Genomic DNA, 16,920 nt, shown 5'->3' with positions numbered 1-16,920 from the left:
TCAGCGACCCAGGAGTGCCCATGAAAGGCCCGCTCGCCTCCCTGAAGATCCTCGATTTCTCCACCCTGCTGCCGGGGCCGTTCGCCTCGCTGCTGCTGGCGGACATGGGCGCCCAGGTGCTGCGCGTGGAGTCGCCCACGCGCATGGACCTGGTGCGCGTGCTGCCGCCGCACGTGGACGGCACGTCCGCCAGCCACGCCTACCTCAACCGCAACAAGCGCTGCATCGCGCTGGACCTCAAGCAGCCGCAGGCGGTGGAGGTGGTGAAGCAACTGGTGCGCGAGTACGACATCGTGCTGGAGCAGTTCCGCCCCGGCGTGATGGACAAGCTCGGCGTCGGCTACGAAGCGCTCAAGGCGATCAACCCCGGGCTGATCTACGTGTCGATCACCGGCTATGGCCAGACCGGGCCGTTCCGCGACCGCGCCGGGCATGACATCAACTACCTGGCGCTCGCCGGGGTCGCCAGCTACACCGGCCGCCGCGATACCGGCCCGCTGCCGCTGGGCGTACAGCTGGCGGACATCGGCGGCGGCTCGCTGCACGGGGTGATGGGGTTGCTGGCGGCGGTCATCCACCGGCAGCAGACGGGCGAGGGACAGCAGGTCGACGTGAGCATGACCGACTGCGCGTTCAGTCTGCACGGCATGGCGGGTGCGGGGTATCTCGCCGCCGGGGTCGAGCCGGAGATGGAGGCTCTGGCGCTCAATGGCGGCAGCTTCTACGACTACTACCGCACCCGCGATGGCCGCTGGTTCTCGGTGGGCAGCCTGGAGCCGCAGTTCATGCAGCAGTTCTGCGCCGCCATCGGCCGCCCGGAACTGGCCGCGCGCGGGCTCTCGCCCAGGCCGGAAGAACAGCGGGCGCTCAAGCGCGAGATCGCCATCGAGTTCGAGAAACGCGATTTCGCCGAGTGGTGCGAGCGCTTCGCCGCGCTGGATGCCTGTGTCGAGCCGATGCTGTCCATGGCCGAGGCGGTGGAGCATCCGCAGCTGCGCGAGCGCGGCGTGGTCACCGAGGTGCCCACCGGCAAGGGCGGCGTGCAGCGGCAGATGGCCTGTCCGATCCGCTTCTCCGCTGGCCTGCCCGCGCCGCGCCATATCGGCGCCGCGGTGGGCGCCCACACGGCGGAGGTGATGGCGGAGCTGGGTTATTCGGCCGAGCAGGTCGAGGCGCTGAAGACGGCGAAGGTGATCGCCTGAGCGGCGCTATTCGTGGCGGGTTTCGCCGGTGAACACCAGGGTCGCGCGGCAACGCCGGCAGAAGTAGCGGCGGCCCCGCGCGACCAGGTTGTGGCGCTGGGCGGAGAAGGGGAATTCGTTGCCCTCGCCGCAGTGGCAGCGGTACAGGTAGCGCGTGGCGCGGCGGCGCTTGATCTCGTAGGTGTGGCAGCGGTCCGGCGGCAGTCCGTAGATGCCGCGCATGATCAGCTGCCATTCCTCGCCATGGGGGCGGATGCGCGCGCCGAACATCTGGTGGGCGACCAGGTGGGCCACTTCATGGGCCACGGTCTGCAACAGGAAGTGCTCGCGGTTTTCCCGGTACAACTGCGGATTGAAACGCAGCAGGTTCTTGTCGAGGTGGGCGACGCCGGCCTTCTGGCCGCGTAGCCGGAGGCTCACTTCCGGACGCGGGAAGCGCCGCTGGAAGAAAGCCTCGGCCTGCTGGTAGCAGGCTTCGATGCGCGCGTTGAGCTGTTCAGGCATACAGTGGTTCTCCGACGCGGCAGATTATGCCGCAGTCGGGGCGCGGGTGGAGGATTTCTCGCGGCCGCTCGTCCGGCCTGCAGGTTCGGGCAAGCCGGGGAGCGTTTCAGGCAAGGGACGGCTTTTCATAGGAGCGGGCTTGATCGCGAACGGTATCCGGCGTCACGCGGTTCGCGAGCAGGCAGGAGAACCCAAAAGAAAACCGGGCCACCAGGGCCCGGCTTTCATTCAGGGTCGGAGATCAGGTGTATTCCGGGCCGACGCCGCTGCCCCAGAGGATCACCGACAGGGCGATCATCGCCACCAGCACCACCAGTCCCACCGCCAGCACCGAGCTGGAGAACAGGAAGCCTTCATCCTTGGGTATGTTCATGAAGGCCGGGATGCCGACGTAGAGCAGGTAGACGGTGTAGCAGATCGCGGCAGTGCCAACGATCATGCCCAGCCACAGGTGCGGGTAGAGCGCCGCCAGGCCGCCGATGAACAGCGGGGTGGCGGTGTACGCGGCGAAGACGGTGCATTGGGTCAGCGATGGCGCGGCGTCGTAGGTGCGGGCCATCCAGTGGATGAAGGCGCCCATGACGGCGACGCCGGCGAGCATGGCGATGTAGGTCATGATGGTCAGCTGTATCGCGCTGGCGGCTGTCAGCTTGACCGGTCCTGCGTTGCCCAGTACCCAACCAACCTGGGTGGTGCCGATATAGGCGGAAATCACCGGGATGGCAGCGAGGATCAGGACGTGGGTCAGGTACATGTGGCTGATGGATTCCTCCTCGCCACGGATTTCCTGCCATTCCTGATCGGGATGGGTGAAGAGCCCCCACACATGATGGATCATGTCAGCATTCTCCTCTTCTTGTCGAAGGCCGCCCCCCAGCGAAGCGCCGGAGACGCGTAGCCAGCGTCATCCGGTGCTTGGCTTACCTGCGCGACCTTATGACGCAGTATAGGGAGGGCTGGAGACCGCGTCGTCCGTGGGGTTAGAGCAAATGGAAGTTTCACGGGCGGCTGTAATAGCGCTCCAGAATTTCCATCGCCTTGTTGATCGACTGCAGCCGCGTGGTACTGCCGCCCCGGTCGGGATGGTGCTGGCTGACCAGTTGCCGGTAGCGCAGCTTGATCAGGGCATAGTCCACCGGGCCGTCTTCCAGCTCGAAAAGGGCGAGGGCGGCGGACTTTTCCTCGTTGCCTTGCATGCGTGTCCAGAAGCTTTCCAGCAGTTTCTCCACGTCGCGTTCGGTGGTTTCCTTCAGGTGCTTTTCATCGAGGTAGTAGGCGCGCAGGGCATCCTGCTCGCCGAGCGCCTGCGCGCCACTCATATAAGGAGAGAGACGGATCTGCAGCGGACCGATCTCCAGGTGCGCTGCGTTCTCCGCCCACAGGCGGTCGCGCAGCCGGTAGAGCGCGTTGAACACCAGGAAGTGAGTGCGGAACAGCACCAGCTTGTCGGTCAGCGCCAGGTTTGGAACATGCGTGGAGTGCCGGGCTTTCAACTGCTGGATCAGCTGGAATTCGGAGAGCCCGTCAGGCGCCTCGCGCAGCAGCTCAAGAAGCTGGTCGGCGAGGTCGAGGCTGTAATCGAGGTCGTGGGTCATTGTCTGAGCCTAGCATCGGGCCGCCGAAGGGGCTGGGGTATGCGTCGCTTTGCGCGTAAAATAGCCAGCTTTTCGTCTTGTCCCCGGATTCCAGAGCACCATGGCCAGCACCCTTTCGGTCAACCAGAACAAACTGCAGAAACGCCTTCGTCGCCAGGTCGGCGAAGCGGTCACCGACTTCAACATGATCGAGGATGGCGACAAGGTCATGGTCTGCCTGTCCGGCGGCAAGGACAGCTATACCCTGCTGGACATCCTGCTGTACCTGCAGAAGGTGGCGCCGATCCAGTTCGAGATCGTCGCGGTGAACATGGACCAGAAGCAGCCCGGCTTCCCCGAGCACGTGTTGCCGCAGTACCTGGAATCCATCGGCGTGCAGTACCACATCATCGAGAAGGACACCTACTCGGTGGTGAAGGAGAAGATCCCGGAGGGCAAGACCACCTGCTCGCTGTGCTCGCGCCTGCGCCGCGGCACCCTCTACACCTACGCCGACGAGATCGGCGCAACCAAGATGGCGTTGGGGCATCACCGCGACGACATCCTGGAAACCTTCTTCCTTAATATGTTCTACGGCGGCACCCTCAAGGCAATGCCGCCCAAGCTGCTCTCCGACGACGGTCGCAACGTGGTGATCCGCCCGCTGGCCTACTGCAACGAGAAGGATATCGAGGCTTACTCGGTGCTCAAGGAGTTCCCGATCATCCCGTGCAACCTCTGCGGCTCGCAGGAGAACCTGCAGCGCCAGGTGGTCAAGGAAATGCTGCTGGACTGGGAGCGCAAGTCGCCGGGCCGCACCGAGATCATGTTCCGCGCGCTGCAGAACGTGATGCCGTCGCAACTGGCCGACCGCAACCTGTTCGACTTCAACAGCCTGCGCATCGACGAGACCGCCACCCCGCGCTTCCTCGACGTGATGAGCCTCTGATACCCGTAAAGAAAGCTCCCAAGGACGCCCGATGCGCGATTACCCGTGGCTGTACGAGTACTGTCTGAACCGCTTCGGTTCGGCCGAGGAACTGGAGTCCCGCCTGCCGCAACCGAAGACGCCCGCCGAGCTGGCGGCGGTGAGCGATGACCGCTACCTGTCGCTGATCAGCCTGCGCATCTTCCGCGCGGGCCTCAAGCACAGCCTGGTGGACGCCAAGTGGCCGGCCTTCGAGGAAGTCTTCTTTGGCTTCGATCCGGAGAAGGTCGTGCTGATGGGCGGCGAGCGCCTGGAAAGCCTGATGCAGGATGCCCGGCTGATCCGCCACCTGGGCAAGCTCAAGAGCGTGCCACGCAATGCGCAGATGGTCCTCGATATCGCCCGCGAGCACGGCAGTTTCGGCAAGCTGCTGGCGGACTGGCCGCTGACCGAGATCGTCGGCCTGTGGAAGCTGCTGGCCAAGCGCGGCAATCAACTGGGTGGAATGTCGGCGCCGCGCTTCCTGCGCATGGCTGGCAAGGATACCTTCGTGCTCAGCGACGATGTGGTCGCCGCGCTCAAGGCCCAGGAAATCGTCGACAAGGCGCCCACCAGCCAGAAAGACCTGGCGCAGGTGCAGGCCGCCTTCAACCAGTGGCAGGAGCAGAGCGGACGTCCGCTGTGCCATATCTCGATGATGCTGTCGTACACGGTCAACCACTGACCCGCGGCCCGGTCGCGGAGGAGGGCGCATGGACTCGGCGATCGAACGCACCGGCGCGGCACTGGCCCGCGCCGAACGCATCCTGGTGATCACCGGCGCCGGCGTCTCCGCTGATTCCGGCTTGCCCACCTATCGCGGCCTTGGCGGACTCTATAACGGCAGGACGGCGGAAGGGCTGCCCATCGAGGCGGCGCTTTCCGGGCCGATGCTACGTGACAACCCTGAGTTGTGCTGGAAGTACCTGGCGGAGCTGGGCAAGGCCTGCCTGAACGCGGCACCCAATGCCGGACACGAGGCCATCGCCGAGCTGCAGCGACGCAAGCCGGGATGCTGGGTGCTGACGCAGAATATCGACGGTTTCCATCGCCGGGCGGGTTCGCCGGCGGAGCGCCTGATCGAGATACATGGCGAGCTGGCGCCGCTGTACTGCCAGTCCTGTGGCCAGGAAAGCGCCGAACTGGCCGCTCATCTGCAACGGCCATTGCCGCCACGTTGCGAGCGCTGCGGGGGTGTGCTGCGTCCGCCGGTGGTACTGTTCGAGGAGATGTTGCCGGAGGCAGCGATCGACACGCTCTATGCAGAGCTGCGCAAGGGGTTCGATGCCGTATTGCTGGTGGGAACTACCGCGAGCTTCCCCTACATCATCGAGCCGGTGCTGCGAACCCGGGCCGCTGGAGGCTTCACCGCCGAGGTGAATCCGGGTGTGACCGATCTCAGTTCCGTGGTCGAAGAAAGAATGCAGGGTCGAGCCTTAGACATTATGCCGCGCCTGTTGAGTCACATTCCGCGATAAAAAACTTGCATTGGGTCGATTGAGCGGGCAAATTAGCCCGCTATTAAATGGAACTAATGAGACACGATCGTGCCCATGCTTAAACGCTTCGCACCCCTCGTGCCCATGAGTTTCGTTCTGTTGCTGGCAGCTTGTGCCAGCCATTCGCCGGAATCGCAGCCGAGCCAGGTAGCCGTAGCGCCGACCAGCCGGGCAGCAATTCAGATTGACCAGCATAGGGCAACGCTGGCGGATGAGTCGCAGGACGAGGGGGCCAAAAACTATAACGGCGGTCTGACCAAGCACGTATCCGATATCCTGGATCGTGCGTTTTCGCTGATCGGTACACCGTACCGCTTCGGTGGGAAGTCGGAACAGACCGGTTTCGATTGCAGCGGCTTCGTGGGCTATCTGTTCCGCGAAGAAGCGGGCATCAGCCTGCCGCGCTCCACGCGAGAGATGATCAATCTGGATGTCCCGCTGGTCTCCAAAGAAGACCTGCAGCCGGGCGACCTGATCTTCTTCAACAATCGTGGTCGCGGTCGGGTGAGCCATGCCGGCATCTATATCGGTGACGGCCAGTTCATCCACTCCGCCAGCCGCCGTGGCGGTGGGGTGCGGGTGGACAGCCTGGACGAGAGCTACTGGCGCCTGAGCTACATGGAAGCCAAGCGCGTACTCAAGCCGGGCTACCAGCCTCGGACGGTGATGCGCTGAACTTAAAGTTTTACTTTAAGTATTGCGCTCAAGTCGCTGTAGGTGCAAAGTGATGGCATTCCTTCGCAGGGATGCCATCACATGCTCGTTCCACAGCGCATCATTCTTCTCGCTATTCTCGCCTCCCTGGCCGCCTGCGCCGGCCGGACTCCGCCACCACCGCCCGTGGTGAGCTCGCCTTCGCTCCCTGCCTACAACTCGCAAGCTGCCGATGATGTTCTGATCCGTGCCATTGGCCTGGTCGGCACACCCTATCGCTGGGGTGGCAACACGCCCGACGGCGGTTTCGACTGCAGCGGCCTGATCGGCTATGTCTACCGCGATGCCACCGGCCTGCAACTGCCGCGCTCGACGCGCGAGATGATTTCCATGCGCGCGCCCAGCGTCGGCCGCGAATCGCTGCAGAGCGGCGATCTGGTGTTCTTCGCCACCAGCGGTGGACGCGGCGTCAGCCATGCGGGTATCTATGTCGGGGAAGGGCGCTTCGTTCATGCGCCCAGGACGGGCGGAACCGTACGCCTGGACAGCCTCGACAGCGCCTATTGGCAGAAAGCCTTCCTGCAAGCCAAGCGCGTCCTCGCCGTGCAGAGTCTTGCCCTCCATCCCTGATTTTCAGGAGGGCCCATGACCACGCGCACACTGAACCTGGACGACAGCCTCTACCAGTACCTCCTCGATGTTTCCCTGCGGGACTCTCCGGTCAAGGCCCGCCTGCGCGCGGAGACCGCCGCGCTGCCCATGTCGCGCTGGCAGGTCGCCCCAGAGCAGGGGCAGTTCCTCGCTTTTCTGGTGAAACTGACCGGCGCCCGACGCCTTCTCGAAGTGGGCACCTTCACCGGCTACAGCGCACTGTGCATGGCCGAGGCGCTCCCCGCCGACGGACATCTCCTGTGTTGCGACCTGCCCGGTGACTACAACGAAGTCGCGCGCGACTACTGGAAACAGGCAGGCGTCGACACCCGCATCGAATTGCGCCTGGGGTCGGCGCTTTCCACGCTGGAGAGCCTGCTGGCGGGAGGCGAGGGCGGCCGCTTCGACCTGGTGTTCATCGATGCCGACAAGGCGCGTTATCCCACCTATTTCGAACATGCCCTGAGCCTGCTGCGCAGTGGCGGGCTGGTGGTCTTCGACAATGTGCTGTGGAGCGGAAGGGTGCTCGAAGTGGAGCCGGAAAGCGCCGACACGCGCGCCATCCAGCAACTCAATCTGGCGCTGAAGACGGACGAGCGTGTGGATTATTCCCTGGTACCGATCGGCGATGGCATGAGTCTTTGCCGCAAGCGTTGAGATTGCCGGCGTGAAGGGGCTGGGCTAGATTGCTCTGCATCGGGCCGATAGCTCAGCTGGGAGAGCGCCGCGTTCGCAATGCGGAGGTCGGGAGTTCGATCCTCCTTCGGTCCACCAGAAGCAGAAAAGGCACGCCAATTGGCGTGCCTTTTCGTTTCCTGCGCAGGCGTCAGGCGATGTCCACCAGAATGACTTCACTGTCCTCCAGCGCCGTCACCTTCACCACTGCTTCGTTGGCGATCGCTGCACCATCGCGGGCCAGCAGCTCGACGCCGTTGACCTCGACCTTGCCCACCGCCGGCACCAGATAGGCGCGACGGTCGCTGCCCAGCTCGTATTCGGCAGTCTGGCCAGCCTTCAAGGTGGCGGCGACCAGGCGGCCGTCGGCACGGATGCGCAGGGCGTCGGCGTCGTTCTCATAGCCGCTGGCCAGGGTGACGAAGCGTCCGGCGCGGTCGCCCTTCGGGAAGGGCTTGGCGCCCCAGGACGGGGTGCCGCCGCCTACCGAGGGGATGATCCAGATCTGGAAGATCTTGGTCACGTCCTGCTCGAGGTTGTACTCGGAGTGCACGATGCCGGTCCCGGCGCTCATCACCTGGACGTCGCCGGCCTCGGTGCGGCCCTTGTTGCCCAGGCTGTCCTGGTGGGTGATCGCGCCCTGGCGGACGTAGGTGATGATTTCCATCTCGCGGTGCGGGTGCGGCGGGAAGCCGGTGCCGGCGGCGATTTCGTCATCGTTCCAGACGCGGAGGTTGCCCCAGTTCATACGCTCGGAGTCGTAATACTCGGCGAAGGAGAAGTGGTGCTTGGCGTTGAGCCAGTCGTGGTTGGCACCGCCGAGTTGCTGGAAGGGTCTGCGTTCGATCATGGCGAAGTCCTCATGGTCACGGCCGGCGGAATGGCCGGCTCGTGCAGTTCATGGGGGCTATGTTCTCTCGCAATTGATCGATATAAAAGCGCAAATATCCGAGCAAAAAGATCGATTATATCGATTATTTTGCGGTGGGTCAGGACCCGTCCCGGGTGAGGAACTTGCTGAGGAACTGCCGCGTCCGCTCCTCCCGTGGGTTGGAGAAAAGCGCCTTGGCCTCGCCCTGTTCGACGATCACCCCCTTGTCGATGAAGATCGCCCGGTTGGCCACGTCGCGGGCGAAGCTCATCTCGTGGGTGACGATGACCATGGTGCGCTTTTCCTGCGCCAGGCCGCGGATGGTCGCCAGCACTTCGCCGACCAGTTCCGGGTCGAGCGCCGAGGTTGGTTCGTCGAACAGGATCACGTCCGGCTGCATCGCCAACGCCCGGGCGATGGCCACGCGCTGCTGCTGGCCGCCGGAGAGACGCTTGGGATAGGCGTCTTCCTTGCCGGCCAGGCCGACCTTGGCGAGCAGCGCGCGGGCGCGTTGCTCGGCCTGGGCGCGGGGCTCCTTCTTGACGATCACCGGACCCTCGATAACGTTCTCCAGCGCCGTGCGGTGCGGGAACAGGTTGAAGTTCTGGAACACGAAGCCCACGTGCTGGCGCAGCTTGCGGATCAGCCCCTGCTGGCCGCTGAGCGGGCGCGAGGCGTCGATGCGAATCTCGCCGACCTGGATGGTGCCGCTGCTGGGGACTTCCAGCAGGTTGAGGCAACGCAGCAGGGTGGTCTTGCCGGAGCCGCTGGGGCCGATGATCGCAACCACTTCGCCGGGCTCGACGGTCAGGTCGATGCCCTTGAGCACCTCCTGGCCGCGGAACTGCTTGGTCAGCTGGCGTACTTCGATCATGCCTCGTGCTCCCGGTCATGACGGTTGACCCGCTCTTCCAGGCGGTTCTGCAGGTGCGACAGGATGCTGGCGAGCACCCAGTAGAGGAGCGCGGCGGCGAGGTACATGGTGAAGACCTCGAAGGTGCGCGCGGTGATCAGCTGGGCCTGGCGGAACAGCTCCGGCACCTGGATGGTGGCGGCCAGCGCGGTGTCCTTGACCAGCGAGATGAAGCTGTTGCCCAGCGGCGGCAGCGCGGTGCGCGCGGCCTGCGGCAGGACCACCCGGCGCAGGGTCTGGGCGCGGGTCATGCCGATGCTGGAGGCGGCTTCCCACTGGCCGCGGTCGATGGTGCCGATGGCGCCGCGCAGGATTTCGCAGACATAGGCGGCCATGTTCAGCGAGAAGCCGATCAGCGCCGCGGGCAGCGGGTCGAGCTCGATGCCCAGTTGCGGCAGGCCGTAGTAGATCATGAAGAGCTGGACCAGCAACGGCGTGCCGCGGAAGAACGACACGTAGATGCGGGCGACCCAGCTCAGGGCGGTGAAACCGTACAGGCGCATCAGCGCCAGCACGAAACCCAGCAGCAGTCCGAAGAACATGCCGCCTACGCTGAGGACTACCGTGAAAACCGCGCCCTTGAGCAGGAAGGGCGCGGAATCCAGCGCAAGCTGCAGGCTTGCGTCGATCATTGGGTCACGTCAGCCTTGAACCACTTTTCCGAGAGCTGCTTGAGGGTGCCGTCGGCACGCAGCTTCTCGATGGCCTTGTTCAGCGCCGCGAGCAGCTCCGGGTTGCCCTTGCGCAGGGCGATGCCGGCTTCCTGGCGGGCGAAGGGCTCGCCGGTCAGGGCCATGGCGCCGCTGGTCTTGTTGACCATGTCGAAGGCGGCCAGGCGGTCGACCAGGATCACGTCGATGCGGCCGCTGCGCAGGTCCTGGAACTTGGTCGGGTCGTCCTCGTAGGTGCGCACGTCGGCCTGCGGAACGTGTTCCTTGAGCCACTGCTCGTAGTTGGTGCCCAGGCCGACGCCAACCTTCACCCCGGCGAGCTTCTCGGGCGTGTCGTACTTGCTTTCGTCGCCCTTGCGCACCAGGGCCTGGATGCCGGAAACGGTGTAGGGCTCGGAGAAGTCGTACTTCTTCTTGCGCTCCTCGGAGATGGTCACCTGGTTGATCACCAGGTCCAGCCGCTTGGACTCCAGCGCGGCGAGGATGCCGTCCCACTTGGTCGGCTGGAGCTTGGCCTTGACGCCCAGTTCCTTGGCGATCAGGTCGGAGAAGTCGACTTCGAAACCGGCGAGCTTGCCGCTCTCGTCCTGGAAGCTGAAGGGCGGATAGGTGCCCTCGAGGCCGACGCGGACTTCGCCCTTGGACTTGATCTGGGCGAGCAGGTCGTCGGCGGCCTGGGCCTGGCCGAACAGGCTGGCGCCGAGGGTGAGGGTCAGGCTGGCAAACAGGAAATGACGGCGCAGTGCGGTGAAGGTCATGGTGAGCCCCGTTTTTGGTGTTTTAAGCAGGTTAGTCAAGGTGTAGCGACTATAGGGTCGTAGGTGTTATGCGATAAAATAATAAAAAATTATATTATTATTCAATTTTATTGATTCAAGCCGCCGGGTGGTAAGCGAACAGCGCCGGAGAGCCTCCGGTGTGCAGGAACAGCAGCGGTCCCTGGCTGGCGAAGCGCTGGCGGGCGACGCCATCGAGCAGTCCGGCCATGGCCTTGCCAGTGTAGACCGGGTCGAGCAGCAGCCCTTCATGGCTCGCCAGCAGACGCACCGCCGCCAGCGTGCCGGCGTTGGGTTCGCCGTAGCGCGGGGCGAAATACTCGTCCCAGAGTTCCACTTTCGGCGCCTTGTCCGCGTCCTGGCCGAGCAGCTCCAGCGTGCGCCGGATCAGGCCTTCCACCTTCGGCCGTTGCGCGGCGTCGGTGCGCGAGACGGTCACGCCGATCACCGGCAGCTCCGGCAGGGCATCGGCCAGCGCCACGGCCAGTCCGGCGTGGGTGCCGGCGCTGCCGGAGGCCAGCACCACGGCGGCGAAGCGCTGGCCGCTGTGGCGAATCTGCTCGGCCAGCTCCAGCCCGGCGCGCACATAGCCCAGCGCGCCGAGGGCGTTGGAGCCGCCGATGGGCACCAGGTAGGGCTTGCGGCCCTCGCGCAGCAGGCGCTCGCCGGTCTGCTGCAACAGCTCGTCGGCGTTGTCGAGGTTGGGCACCAGCTCGACTTCGGTGCCGAACAGGTCGAGCAACAGGCGGTTGCCGTTGCTCAGGTAGTTGTGGTCCGCCGTACCGATGGGGTTTTCCAGCAGCGCCACGCAGCGCAGGCCGAGCTTGGCCGCCACCGCCGCCGTCTGGCGCACATGGTTGGACTGGATCGCCCCCGCCGTCACCAGGGTGTCGGCGCCGGCGCGCAGCGCATCGGCGGCGAGGAATTCCAGCTTGCGCACCTTGTTGCCACCCAGGGCGAAGGGCGTGGTGTCGTCGCGCTTCACATGGATATCGCGGCCCAGGTGGGCGGAAAGCCGCTCCAGCTTCTCCAGCGGCGTCGGGCCGCCGGCCAGTTCGAGACGGTGGAAGCGGGCGAGCGATTCGCGCAGGGAGCTCATGGGGGAATCTCGATTTGGCACGGTGAGGACGTCACGATAGAGCGCCGTGGGCCGCTCGGCAACGGCTCCTCCTGCGGCCGGGCGGCAGGTGGCGGGGCGACAACAATTTCACATGTTTCGTTATAAGATTACACTTTCGTCCCCGCCGGCTTCAGGCAGCCTTAATCTTTCACCCCCAGGCTCGCCGGCGCGTCGCTCCCGGCCGGGGGCGGCGGGCGATCCGTTCAACCGTTGGAGCATCCATGAGAGTCGACCTGGACATCGAAGGCAGCAGCCTGGAAGGGTTGCCGCGTTTCCAGCGCTCGGCGTACCAGTCGCGTCGACTGATGCTGCTGGCCTGGCTGTCGGGAGGCCTCGCCGCGCTGCTGTTCCTGGCGGCGATCTTCATCGGCCTGTTCGCCGCCGACTCGCTGTGGCTGCCGTTGCTGTGCAACAACGCGGCGGCGCTGCTGCTGCTGGCGGCGGTGAGCCAGTCGGCCTGGCGCGTGGCCCACTGGCGCGCCCTGGCGATCGGCGCGGCGGCGTCCGCGCCTGCGGGCGAAGCGGCCGTCGATCTTGCCCAGCTCAGTGCCTACGACCGTCTGCTGGAGCGCATCAGCCGGGGCGGCCAGCGCCTGGCGCAGCGCATCGGCGTCGGCGCGCTCTGGCTGGCGGGGCTGGCGCTGGCGGCGCTGCTGGTCGTCCAGGCCGGCTGGAACCTCGCAACCCCCGCCGTTTCGCTTGGCCAGGCCGGCTGGCTGGTCACCGGGCTGCTGATATTGACCGCCTTCGGCCTGCTGGTGGTGGAGCGGCACCTGAATGCGGCCGGCGCGGAAGAGTGGCCCGAGGCCGCCGCCCTGGCGCCGATGGTCCGCGCGGTGATCGCTGTGCAACTGCTGTCGCTGCCCGGCCTGCTGTTCTCCAACGGCGAGAGTCTGTGGCCGAGCCGGCTGGTGGTGCTGGTCGGCCTGCTGCCGGTGTTGCTGGCGCTGGAGCTGATCCTGCGCGCGCTGCTCTCGGTGTTCAGCCCGCAGCGCCCGCGCGAGGAGCCGCGGCTGATCGGCGAAAGCCTGGTCGCCGGGCAGCTGCGCTGGCCGCCGCGTCCGCTGCAGTTCCTGCAGAGCGAACTGCAGCAGCGTTTCGGCATCGACCTGCGCCAGGTCTGGGCCTTCGGCTTCATGCGCCGCGCCTTCCTGCCGGTGCTGGGGCTGGTCCTGCTGGTGGGCTGGCTGCTCACCGGCGTCAGCGAGATCGCCATGAATGGCCGTGGCGTCTACGAGCGCTTCGGCAAGCCGGTGGCGGTCTACCCGCCGGGGCTGCACGTCGGGCTGCCGTGGCCGTTCGGCCGCGTGTTGCCGGTGGAGAACGGGGTGATCCATGAGCTGGCGACCTCCGGCGATTCCGCCCGGGCGGACCTGCTCGTCGCGGCCGAAGGGCCCGCGCCGGAGGCCGCCAACCGCCTGTGGGACGCCTCCCACGTGAGCGAGAATTCCCAGGTGATCGCCAGCGAGGCAGGCGGCCAGCAGAGCTTCCAGATCGTCAACATGGACGTGCGCTTCGTCTACCGCATCGGCCTGAGCGACCAGGCCGCGCTGGCGGCGACCTACAACAGCACCGACGTGCCGGCGCTGATCCGCAGCACCGCCAATCGCGTGCTGGTCCACGACTTCGCCGCGCGCACCCTCGACGGCGTGCTGGGGGAAGCGCGCGAAGCCCTGGCGCAGGACATCGGCAAGGCCGTGCAGGCCGACCTCGAACGCCTGGACAGCGGGGTGGAAATCCTCGCCACCGTGGTCGAGGCGATCCACCCGCCGGCCGGTGCGGCGAATGCCTACCACGGCGTGCAGGCGGCGCAGATCACCGCCCAGGCCTTGATCGCCCGTGAGCAGGGCAAGGCCGCCGAACAGACCAACGCCGCCCGGCAGGCCGCCAGCGCCGCGACCGACAAGGCCGCCGCCGACGCCCGGGAAACCCTCGCCCAGGCCCAGGCCGCCGAACTGCGCTTCGGCGCCGAGCGTTCCGCCTGGCAGCGCGCCGGCCAGGCATTCCTCCTCGAACAGTATTTCAGCCAGCTGGGCCAGGGCCTGGCCGGCGCCCGCAGCCTGGTCATCGACCACCGCCTGAGCGCGGACCAGGCGCCGACCCTCGACCTGCGCAGCTTCGGCGCGCCGGTCGACCCGCCGCGCGGCAAGGCCGCCAACCGTCCCCAGGAGATCGCACCTTGAGTCCGACCCACGTCCACGGCGATCACCCTCACGACCATGACCACGCGCATGACCATGAGCATGGCCACGCTCATCCTCACGACGAGGGCCCGGCGCGCTTCCCCTGGCGCCGCACCGCCCTGGCCGGCCTGCTGGTGCTGTTCGCCGCCGCGACCGCCAGCCTGGTCCAGGTGCGCTCCGGCGAGGCGACGGTGATCACGCGCTTCGGCAATCCCGCGCGGGTATTGCTCGAACCCGGGCTCGCCTGGCGCCTGCCGATCCCGTTCGAGGCCGCCGTGCCGGTGGACCTGCGCTTGCGCACCACCTCCAGCGGCCTGCAGGACGTCGGCACCCGCGACGGCCTGCGGATCATCGTGCAGGCCTACGTCGCCTGGCAGGTGAAGCCCGACCCGGACAGCATCCAGCGCTTCATGCGCGCGGTGCAGAACCAGCCGGACGAGGCCGCCCGGCAGATCCGCACCTTCGTCGGCTCCGCGCTGGAGACCACCGCCAGCGGCTTCGACCTTTCCGACCTGGTCAACACCGATGCCGGCAAGGTGCGCATCGCCGACTTCGAGCAGCGCCTGCGCGAGCAGATCGAGCGGCAGTTGCTCGACACCTACGGCGTGCGCGTGGTGCAGGTGGGCATCGAGCGGCTGACGCTGCCGAAGGTCACCCTCGGCGCCACGGTCGACCGCATGCGCGCCGAGCGCGAGACCATCGCCACCCAGCGCACCGCCGAAGGCAAGCGCAAGGCCGCGGAAATCCGCTCCGCCGCCGAGCGCGACGCGCGCATCCTGCAGGCCGACGCCACGGTGAAGGCCGCCGATATCGAGGCCCAGTCGCGGGTGCAAGCGGCGGACATCTACGGCAAGGCCTATAGCGGCTCGCCGGAGCTGTACAACCTGCTGCGCTCGCTGGACACCCTCGGCACCCTGGTCAACTCCGGCACCCGCCTGGTGCTGCGCACCGACGCGGCGCCGTTCCGCGTGCTGGTCGACGGCCCGCCGCAGCAGCCGCCGCTGGCCAAGCCGGGCAACGCCCATGACTGAGCTTCGGGAGCCGGGCGCGAGCCCCTGGCTGCAGGCCGGGCGCCTGGCGTTCCTGGCTCTGTACGGCGTGACCCTGCTGGCGGCGCTCGGCTGGGCGCTGTCCAACGTCCGCCAGATCGGCCCGGAAAGCCGCGCCGTGGTCCTGCGCCTGGGCGCGCTGGAGCGGGTCCACAACTCCGGCCTGCTGCTGGCCTGGCCGCGTCCGTTCGAGCAGGTGGTGATCCTGCCGTCCGCCGACCGGGTGATCGAGCGCCGGGTGGAGACCCTGCTGCGCTCGCCGCAGGCGCAGAAGTCCGATCTGGACGGCAGCCTGGCCAACGACGCCACCGCCGGCTCCGGCTACCTGCTCACCGGCGATGCCGGCGTGGTGCAGCTGGATGTGCGGGTGTTCTACAAGGTCACCGCCCCCTATGACTTCGTGCTCCAGGGCGAGCATGTGCTGCCGGCGCTGGATCGGCTGGTGGAGCGCAATGCGGTGGCGGTCTGCGCCTCGCGCGACCTGGACACCATCCTGGTCGCCCGCCCGGAACTGATCGGCACCGACAGCAGCGTCGCCGAGCGCCGCGAGCGTCTGCGCGGCGACCTGCAGCAGGGCATCAACCGCAGCCTGGCGGCGCTCACGGAGGCCGGCAACGGCCTGGGCGTCGTGGTGGAGCGGGTGGATGTGCAGTCCTCGCTGCCGCGCGAGGCGGTGAGTGCCTTCAATGCCGTGCTGACCGCCAGCCAGCTGGCGGAGCAGGGCGTGGCCGCGGCGCAGAACGACGCCGCCCGCCAGCTGCAGGCGGCCAACCAGGGCGCCGACCGCACGCTGCAGGTGGCCCATGCCCAGGCCAGCGAGCGCGAGGCCCGCTCCCAGGCGGACACCGCCACCATCACCAGCCTGGCGCAGACCCAGCGACAACAGGCCGACCCCGGGCTGCTGCTGCGCCTGTACCGCGAGCGCGTGCCGGGCATCCTGGCCCGCGCGGGCGCGGTGACCAGCGTCGATCCGCGCGATGCCGGACACCTGATCCTGGAGGGGCCGCAGCCGTGAGCGCGGCGATCGCCGGAGCCTGTGAATCAATGTGCGGACAGCGTCGCGGCGAACCGCTACGCTCGCAACGCAAGCCCGGCAACCACGCCGGGCGGACAACGACAATCAGGAACACCAGGGGCGGGACATCCAATGACATCAGCCGGACTTCACACCATCCATCAAACCCGCTGCTCGCTGCGACGCCTGGCCTTGCAGTGCCTGGGCGCGCTGGCGCTGGTGCTGGGCTGCATTCTCCCGGCGCATGCCGACCGGGTTCTGCCGCCGGGCATGATGCTGGCTTTCGTCGACCACGCGCAGTTCCCGAACATCACGCTGAAACGCCCCAGGCCCAGCCTGCTCAAGCAGGTGCTGACCCTCGGGCTGTACAGGAAGAACATCACCTATCCGGTGGCGACCTCCGTGCGCATTCGCGACGAGGACAACCGCTTCATCGTGCAGGGCATGATGCCGACGCTCAAGGGCAAGGTCGTTGCCGTCAAACCCGGCATCGACAAGCAGATCAACCAGATCTGGGTCCTGACCGAAGCCGAAGCCAACGAATACGCCACCCGGCCGGGAACCCTGTTCCCACCCCTCTGATTCCAACCCCAGCA

Annotated in this window: 19 protein-coding genes and 1 tRNA gene; 12 read left to right on the top strand and 8 right to left on the bottom strand. The window is 66.7% G+C overall.

Going from position 1 to position 16,920, the window contains the following annotated elements; genetic code table 11:
- Positions 1-20 precede the first annotated feature (20 nt).
- Entirely contained in the window at positions 21-1,202 is a 1,182-nt protein-coding gene (locus tag AC3B6A_RS20225) for a CaiB/BaiF CoA transferase family protein (protein ID WP_488398882.1), read from the top strand.
- A 6-nt stretch (positions 1,203-1,208) separates the two neighbouring features.
- Here AC3B6A_RS20225 and AC3B6A_RS20220 read toward each other — a convergent pair whose 3' ends face one another.
- From AC3B6A_RS20220 to AC3B6A_RS20210, 3 genes are all read right to left on the bottom strand, one after another.
- Complete coding sequence (locus AC3B6A_RS20220) at positions 1,209-1,706, bottom strand: SprT family zinc-dependent metalloprotease (protein ID WP_488398881.1); 498 nt, start codon at positions 1,704-1,706, stop codon at positions 1,209-1,211.
- Between the two features lie 241 nt (positions 1,707-1,947).
- Positions 1,948-2,544, bottom strand: coding sequence for a Yip1 family protein (locus AC3B6A_RS20215; RefSeq protein WP_488398880.1), 597 nt, complete (start codon positions 2,542-2,544; stop codon positions 1,948-1,950).
- Between the two features lie 160 nt (positions 2,545-2,704).
- The gene (locus AC3B6A_RS20210; RefSeq protein WP_488398879.1) at positions 2,705-3,301 is read right to left on the bottom strand and encodes a DNA-J related domain-containing protein; all 597 of its coding nucleotides are present in this window, start codon (positions 3,299-3,301) and stop codon (positions 2,705-2,707) included.
- A gap of 100 nt (positions 3,302-3,401) precedes the next feature.
- Here AC3B6A_RS20210 and ttcA point away from each other — a divergent pair, with 100 nt between their 5' ends.
- From ttcA to AC3B6A_RS20175, 7 genes are all read left to right on the top strand, one after another.
- Positions 3,402-4,229, top strand: coding sequence for a tRNA 2-thiocytidine(32) synthetase TtcA (gene ttcA / locus AC3B6A_RS20205; RefSeq protein WP_488398878.1), 828 nt, complete (start codon positions 3,402-3,404; stop codon positions 4,227-4,229).
- Between the two features lie 31 nt (positions 4,230-4,260).
- Positions 4,261-4,932, top strand: a complete 672-nt coding sequence (locus tag AC3B6A_RS20200; protein ID WP_488398877.1) for a DNA-3-methyladenine glycosylase I — start codon at positions 4,261-4,263, stop codon at positions 4,930-4,932.
- 28 nt (positions 4,933-4,960) lie between these two features.
- Positions 4,961-5,725 carry an NAD-dependent deacylase gene (locus AC3B6A_RS20195; protein WP_488398876.1) on the top strand — a complete coding sequence of 255 codons (765 nt, stop codon included), beginning with the start codon at positions 4,961-4,963 and terminating at the stop codon, positions 5,723-5,725.
- A 69-nt stretch (positions 5,726-5,794) separates the two neighbouring features.
- Positions 5,795-6,421: a C40 family peptidase gene (locus AC3B6A_RS20190; protein ID WP_488398875.1), complete on the top strand. Its 627-nt coding sequence runs from the start codon at positions 5,795-5,797 to the stop codon at positions 6,419-6,421.
- Between the two features lie 81 nt (positions 6,422-6,502).
- Positions 6,503-7,030 carry a C40 family peptidase gene (locus AC3B6A_RS20185; RefSeq protein ID WP_488398874.1) on the top strand — a complete coding sequence of 176 codons (528 nt, stop codon included), beginning with the start codon at positions 6,503-6,505 and terminating at the stop codon, positions 7,028-7,030.
- A 15-nt stretch (positions 7,031-7,045) separates the two neighbouring features.
- Positions 7,046-7,708, top strand: a complete 663-nt coding sequence (locus tag AC3B6A_RS20180; protein ID WP_488398873.1) for an O-methyltransferase — start codon at positions 7,046-7,048, stop codon at positions 7,706-7,708.
- 41 nt (positions 7,709-7,749) lie between these two features.
- Positions 7,750-7,825: transfer RNA gene (locus tag AC3B6A_RS20175), tRNA-Ala, on the top strand.
- Positions 7,826-7,877: 52 nt separating this feature from the next.
- Here the strand turns inward: AC3B6A_RS20175 and AC3B6A_RS20170 are convergent.
- The 5 genes from AC3B6A_RS20170 to AC3B6A_RS20150 form a co-directional block, all read right to left on the bottom strand.
- A complete protein-coding gene (locus tag AC3B6A_RS20170) occupies positions 7,878-8,576 on the bottom strand; it encodes a pirin family protein (protein WP_488398872.1) in 699 nt (232 codons plus the stop codon).
- Between the two features lie 139 nt (positions 8,577-8,715).
- On the bottom strand, positions 8,716-9,471 hold the full coding sequence (tcyN, locus tag AC3B6A_RS20165) for an L-cystine ABC transporter ATP-binding protein TcyN (RefSeq protein ID WP_488398871.1): 756 nt from the start codon (positions 9,469-9,471) through the stop codon (positions 8,716-8,718).
- Positions 9,468-10,142, bottom strand: a complete 675-nt coding sequence (gene tcyL / locus AC3B6A_RS20160; protein WP_488398870.1) for a cystine ABC transporter permease — start codon at positions 10,140-10,142, stop codon at positions 9,468-9,470. Before tcyL ends, tcyN begins: the two co-directional genes overlap by 4 nt.
- A complete protein-coding gene (gene tcyJ / locus AC3B6A_RS20155) occupies positions 10,139-10,939 on the bottom strand; it encodes a cystine ABC transporter substrate-binding protein (RefSeq protein ID WP_488398869.1) in 801 nt (266 codons plus the stop codon). Before tcyJ ends, tcyL begins: the two co-directional genes overlap by 4 nt.
- 115 nt (positions 10,940-11,054) lie before the next feature.
- Complete coding sequence (locus AC3B6A_RS20150; protein WP_488398868.1) at positions 11,055-12,056, bottom strand: D-cysteine desulfhydrase; 1,002 nt, start codon at positions 12,054-12,056, stop codon at positions 11,055-11,057.
- Positions 12,057-12,298: 242 nt separating this feature from the next.
- Here AC3B6A_RS20150 and hflK (AC3B6A_RS20145) point away from each other — a divergent pair, with 242 nt between their 5' ends.
- From hflK (AC3B6A_RS20145) to AC3B6A_RS20130, 4 genes are all read left to right on the top strand, one after another.
- A complete protein-coding gene (gene hflK / locus AC3B6A_RS20145) occupies positions 12,299-14,260 on the top strand; it encodes a protease modulator HflK (RefSeq protein ID WP_488398867.1) in 1,962 nt (653 codons plus the stop codon).
- Positions 14,257-15,291 (top strand): protease modulator HflC, encoded by a 1,035-nt coding sequence (gene hflC / locus AC3B6A_RS20140; protein ID WP_488398866.1) that lies wholly within the window; start codon positions 14,257-14,259, stop codon positions 15,289-15,291. The genes hflK (AC3B6A_RS20145) and hflC overlap by 4 nt, the downstream gene beginning before the upstream one ends.
- Positions 15,284-16,324 carry a protease modulator HflK gene (gene hflK / locus AC3B6A_RS20135; RefSeq protein WP_488398865.1) on the top strand — a complete coding sequence of 347 codons (1,041 nt, stop codon included), beginning with the start codon at positions 15,284-15,286 and terminating at the stop codon, positions 16,322-16,324. The genes hflC and hflK (AC3B6A_RS20135) overlap by 8 nt, the downstream gene beginning before the upstream one ends.
- Positions 16,325-16,456: 132 nt before the next feature.
- A complete protein-coding gene (locus AC3B6A_RS20130; RefSeq protein WP_488398864.1) occupies positions 16,457-16,906 on the top strand; it encodes a hypothetical protein in 450 nt (149 codons plus the stop codon).
- Positions 16,907-16,920 lie beyond the last annotated feature (14 nt).

It is taken from the genome of Pseudomonas sp. B12(2026) (assembly GCF_057767015.1).
This window is presented reverse-complemented; position numbering and strand designations above follow the sequence as displayed.

Coding starts and splice junctions, on each gene's coding strand:
- AC3B6A_RS20225 (WP_488398882.1), top strand. CDS start 21: ATGAAAGGCCCGCTCGCCTCCCTGAAGATCCTCGATTTCTCCACCCTG.
- AC3B6A_RS20220 (WP_488398881.1), bottom strand. CDS start 1,706: ATGCCTGAACAGCTCAACGCGCGCATCGAAGCCTGCTACCAGCAGGCC.
- AC3B6A_RS20215 (WP_488398880.1), bottom strand. CDS start 2,544: ATGATCCATCATGTGTGGGGGCTCTTCACCCATCCCGATCAGGAATGG.
- AC3B6A_RS20210 (WP_488398879.1), bottom strand. CDS start 3,301: ATGACCCACGACCTCGATTACAGCCTCGACCTCGCCGACCAGCTTCTT.
- ttcA (WP_488398878.1), top strand. CDS start 3,402: ATGGCCAGCACCCTTTCGGTCAACCAGAACAAACTGCAGAAACGCCTT.
- AC3B6A_RS20200 (WP_488398877.1), top strand. CDS start 4,261: ATGCGCGATTACCCGTGGCTGTACGAGTACTGTCTGAACCGCTTCGGT.
- AC3B6A_RS20195 (WP_488398876.1), top strand. CDS start 4,961: ATGGACTCGGCGATCGAACGCACCGGCGCGGCACTGGCCCGCGCCGAA.
- AC3B6A_RS20185 (WP_488398874.1), top strand. CDS start 6,503: ATGCTCGTTCCACAGCGCATCATTCTTCTCGCTATTCTCGCCTCCCTG.
- AC3B6A_RS20180 (WP_488398873.1), top strand. CDS start 7,046: ATGACCACGCGCACACTGAACCTGGACGACAGCCTCTACCAGTACCTC.
- AC3B6A_RS20170 (WP_488398872.1), bottom strand. CDS start 8,576: ATGATCGAACGCAGACCCTTCCAGCAACTCGGCGGTGCCAACCACGAC.
- tcyN (WP_488398871.1), bottom strand. CDS start 9,471: ATGATCGAAGTACGCCAGCTGACCAAGCAGTTCCGCGGCCAGGAGGTG.
- tcyL (WP_488398870.1), bottom strand. CDS start 10,142: ATGATCGACGCAAGCCTGCAGCTTGCGCTGGATTCCGCGCCCTTCCTG.
- tcyJ (WP_488398869.1), bottom strand. CDS start 10,939: ATGACCTTCACCGCACTGCGCCGTCATTTCCTGTTTGCCAGCCTGACC.
- AC3B6A_RS20150 (WP_488398868.1), bottom strand. CDS start 12,056: ATGAGCTCCCTGCGCGAATCGCTCGCCCGCTTCCACCGTCTCGAACTG.
- hflK (WP_488398867.1), top strand. CDS start 12,299: ATGAGAGTCGACCTGGACATCGAAGGCAGCAGCCTGGAAGGGTTGCCG.
- hflK (WP_488398865.1), top strand. CDS start 15,284: ATGACTGAGCTTCGGGAGCCGGGCGCGAGCCCCTGGCTGCAGGCCGGG.
- AC3B6A_RS20130 (WP_488398864.1), top strand. CDS start 16,457: ATGACATCAGCCGGACTTCACACCATCCATCAAACCCGCTGCTCGCTG.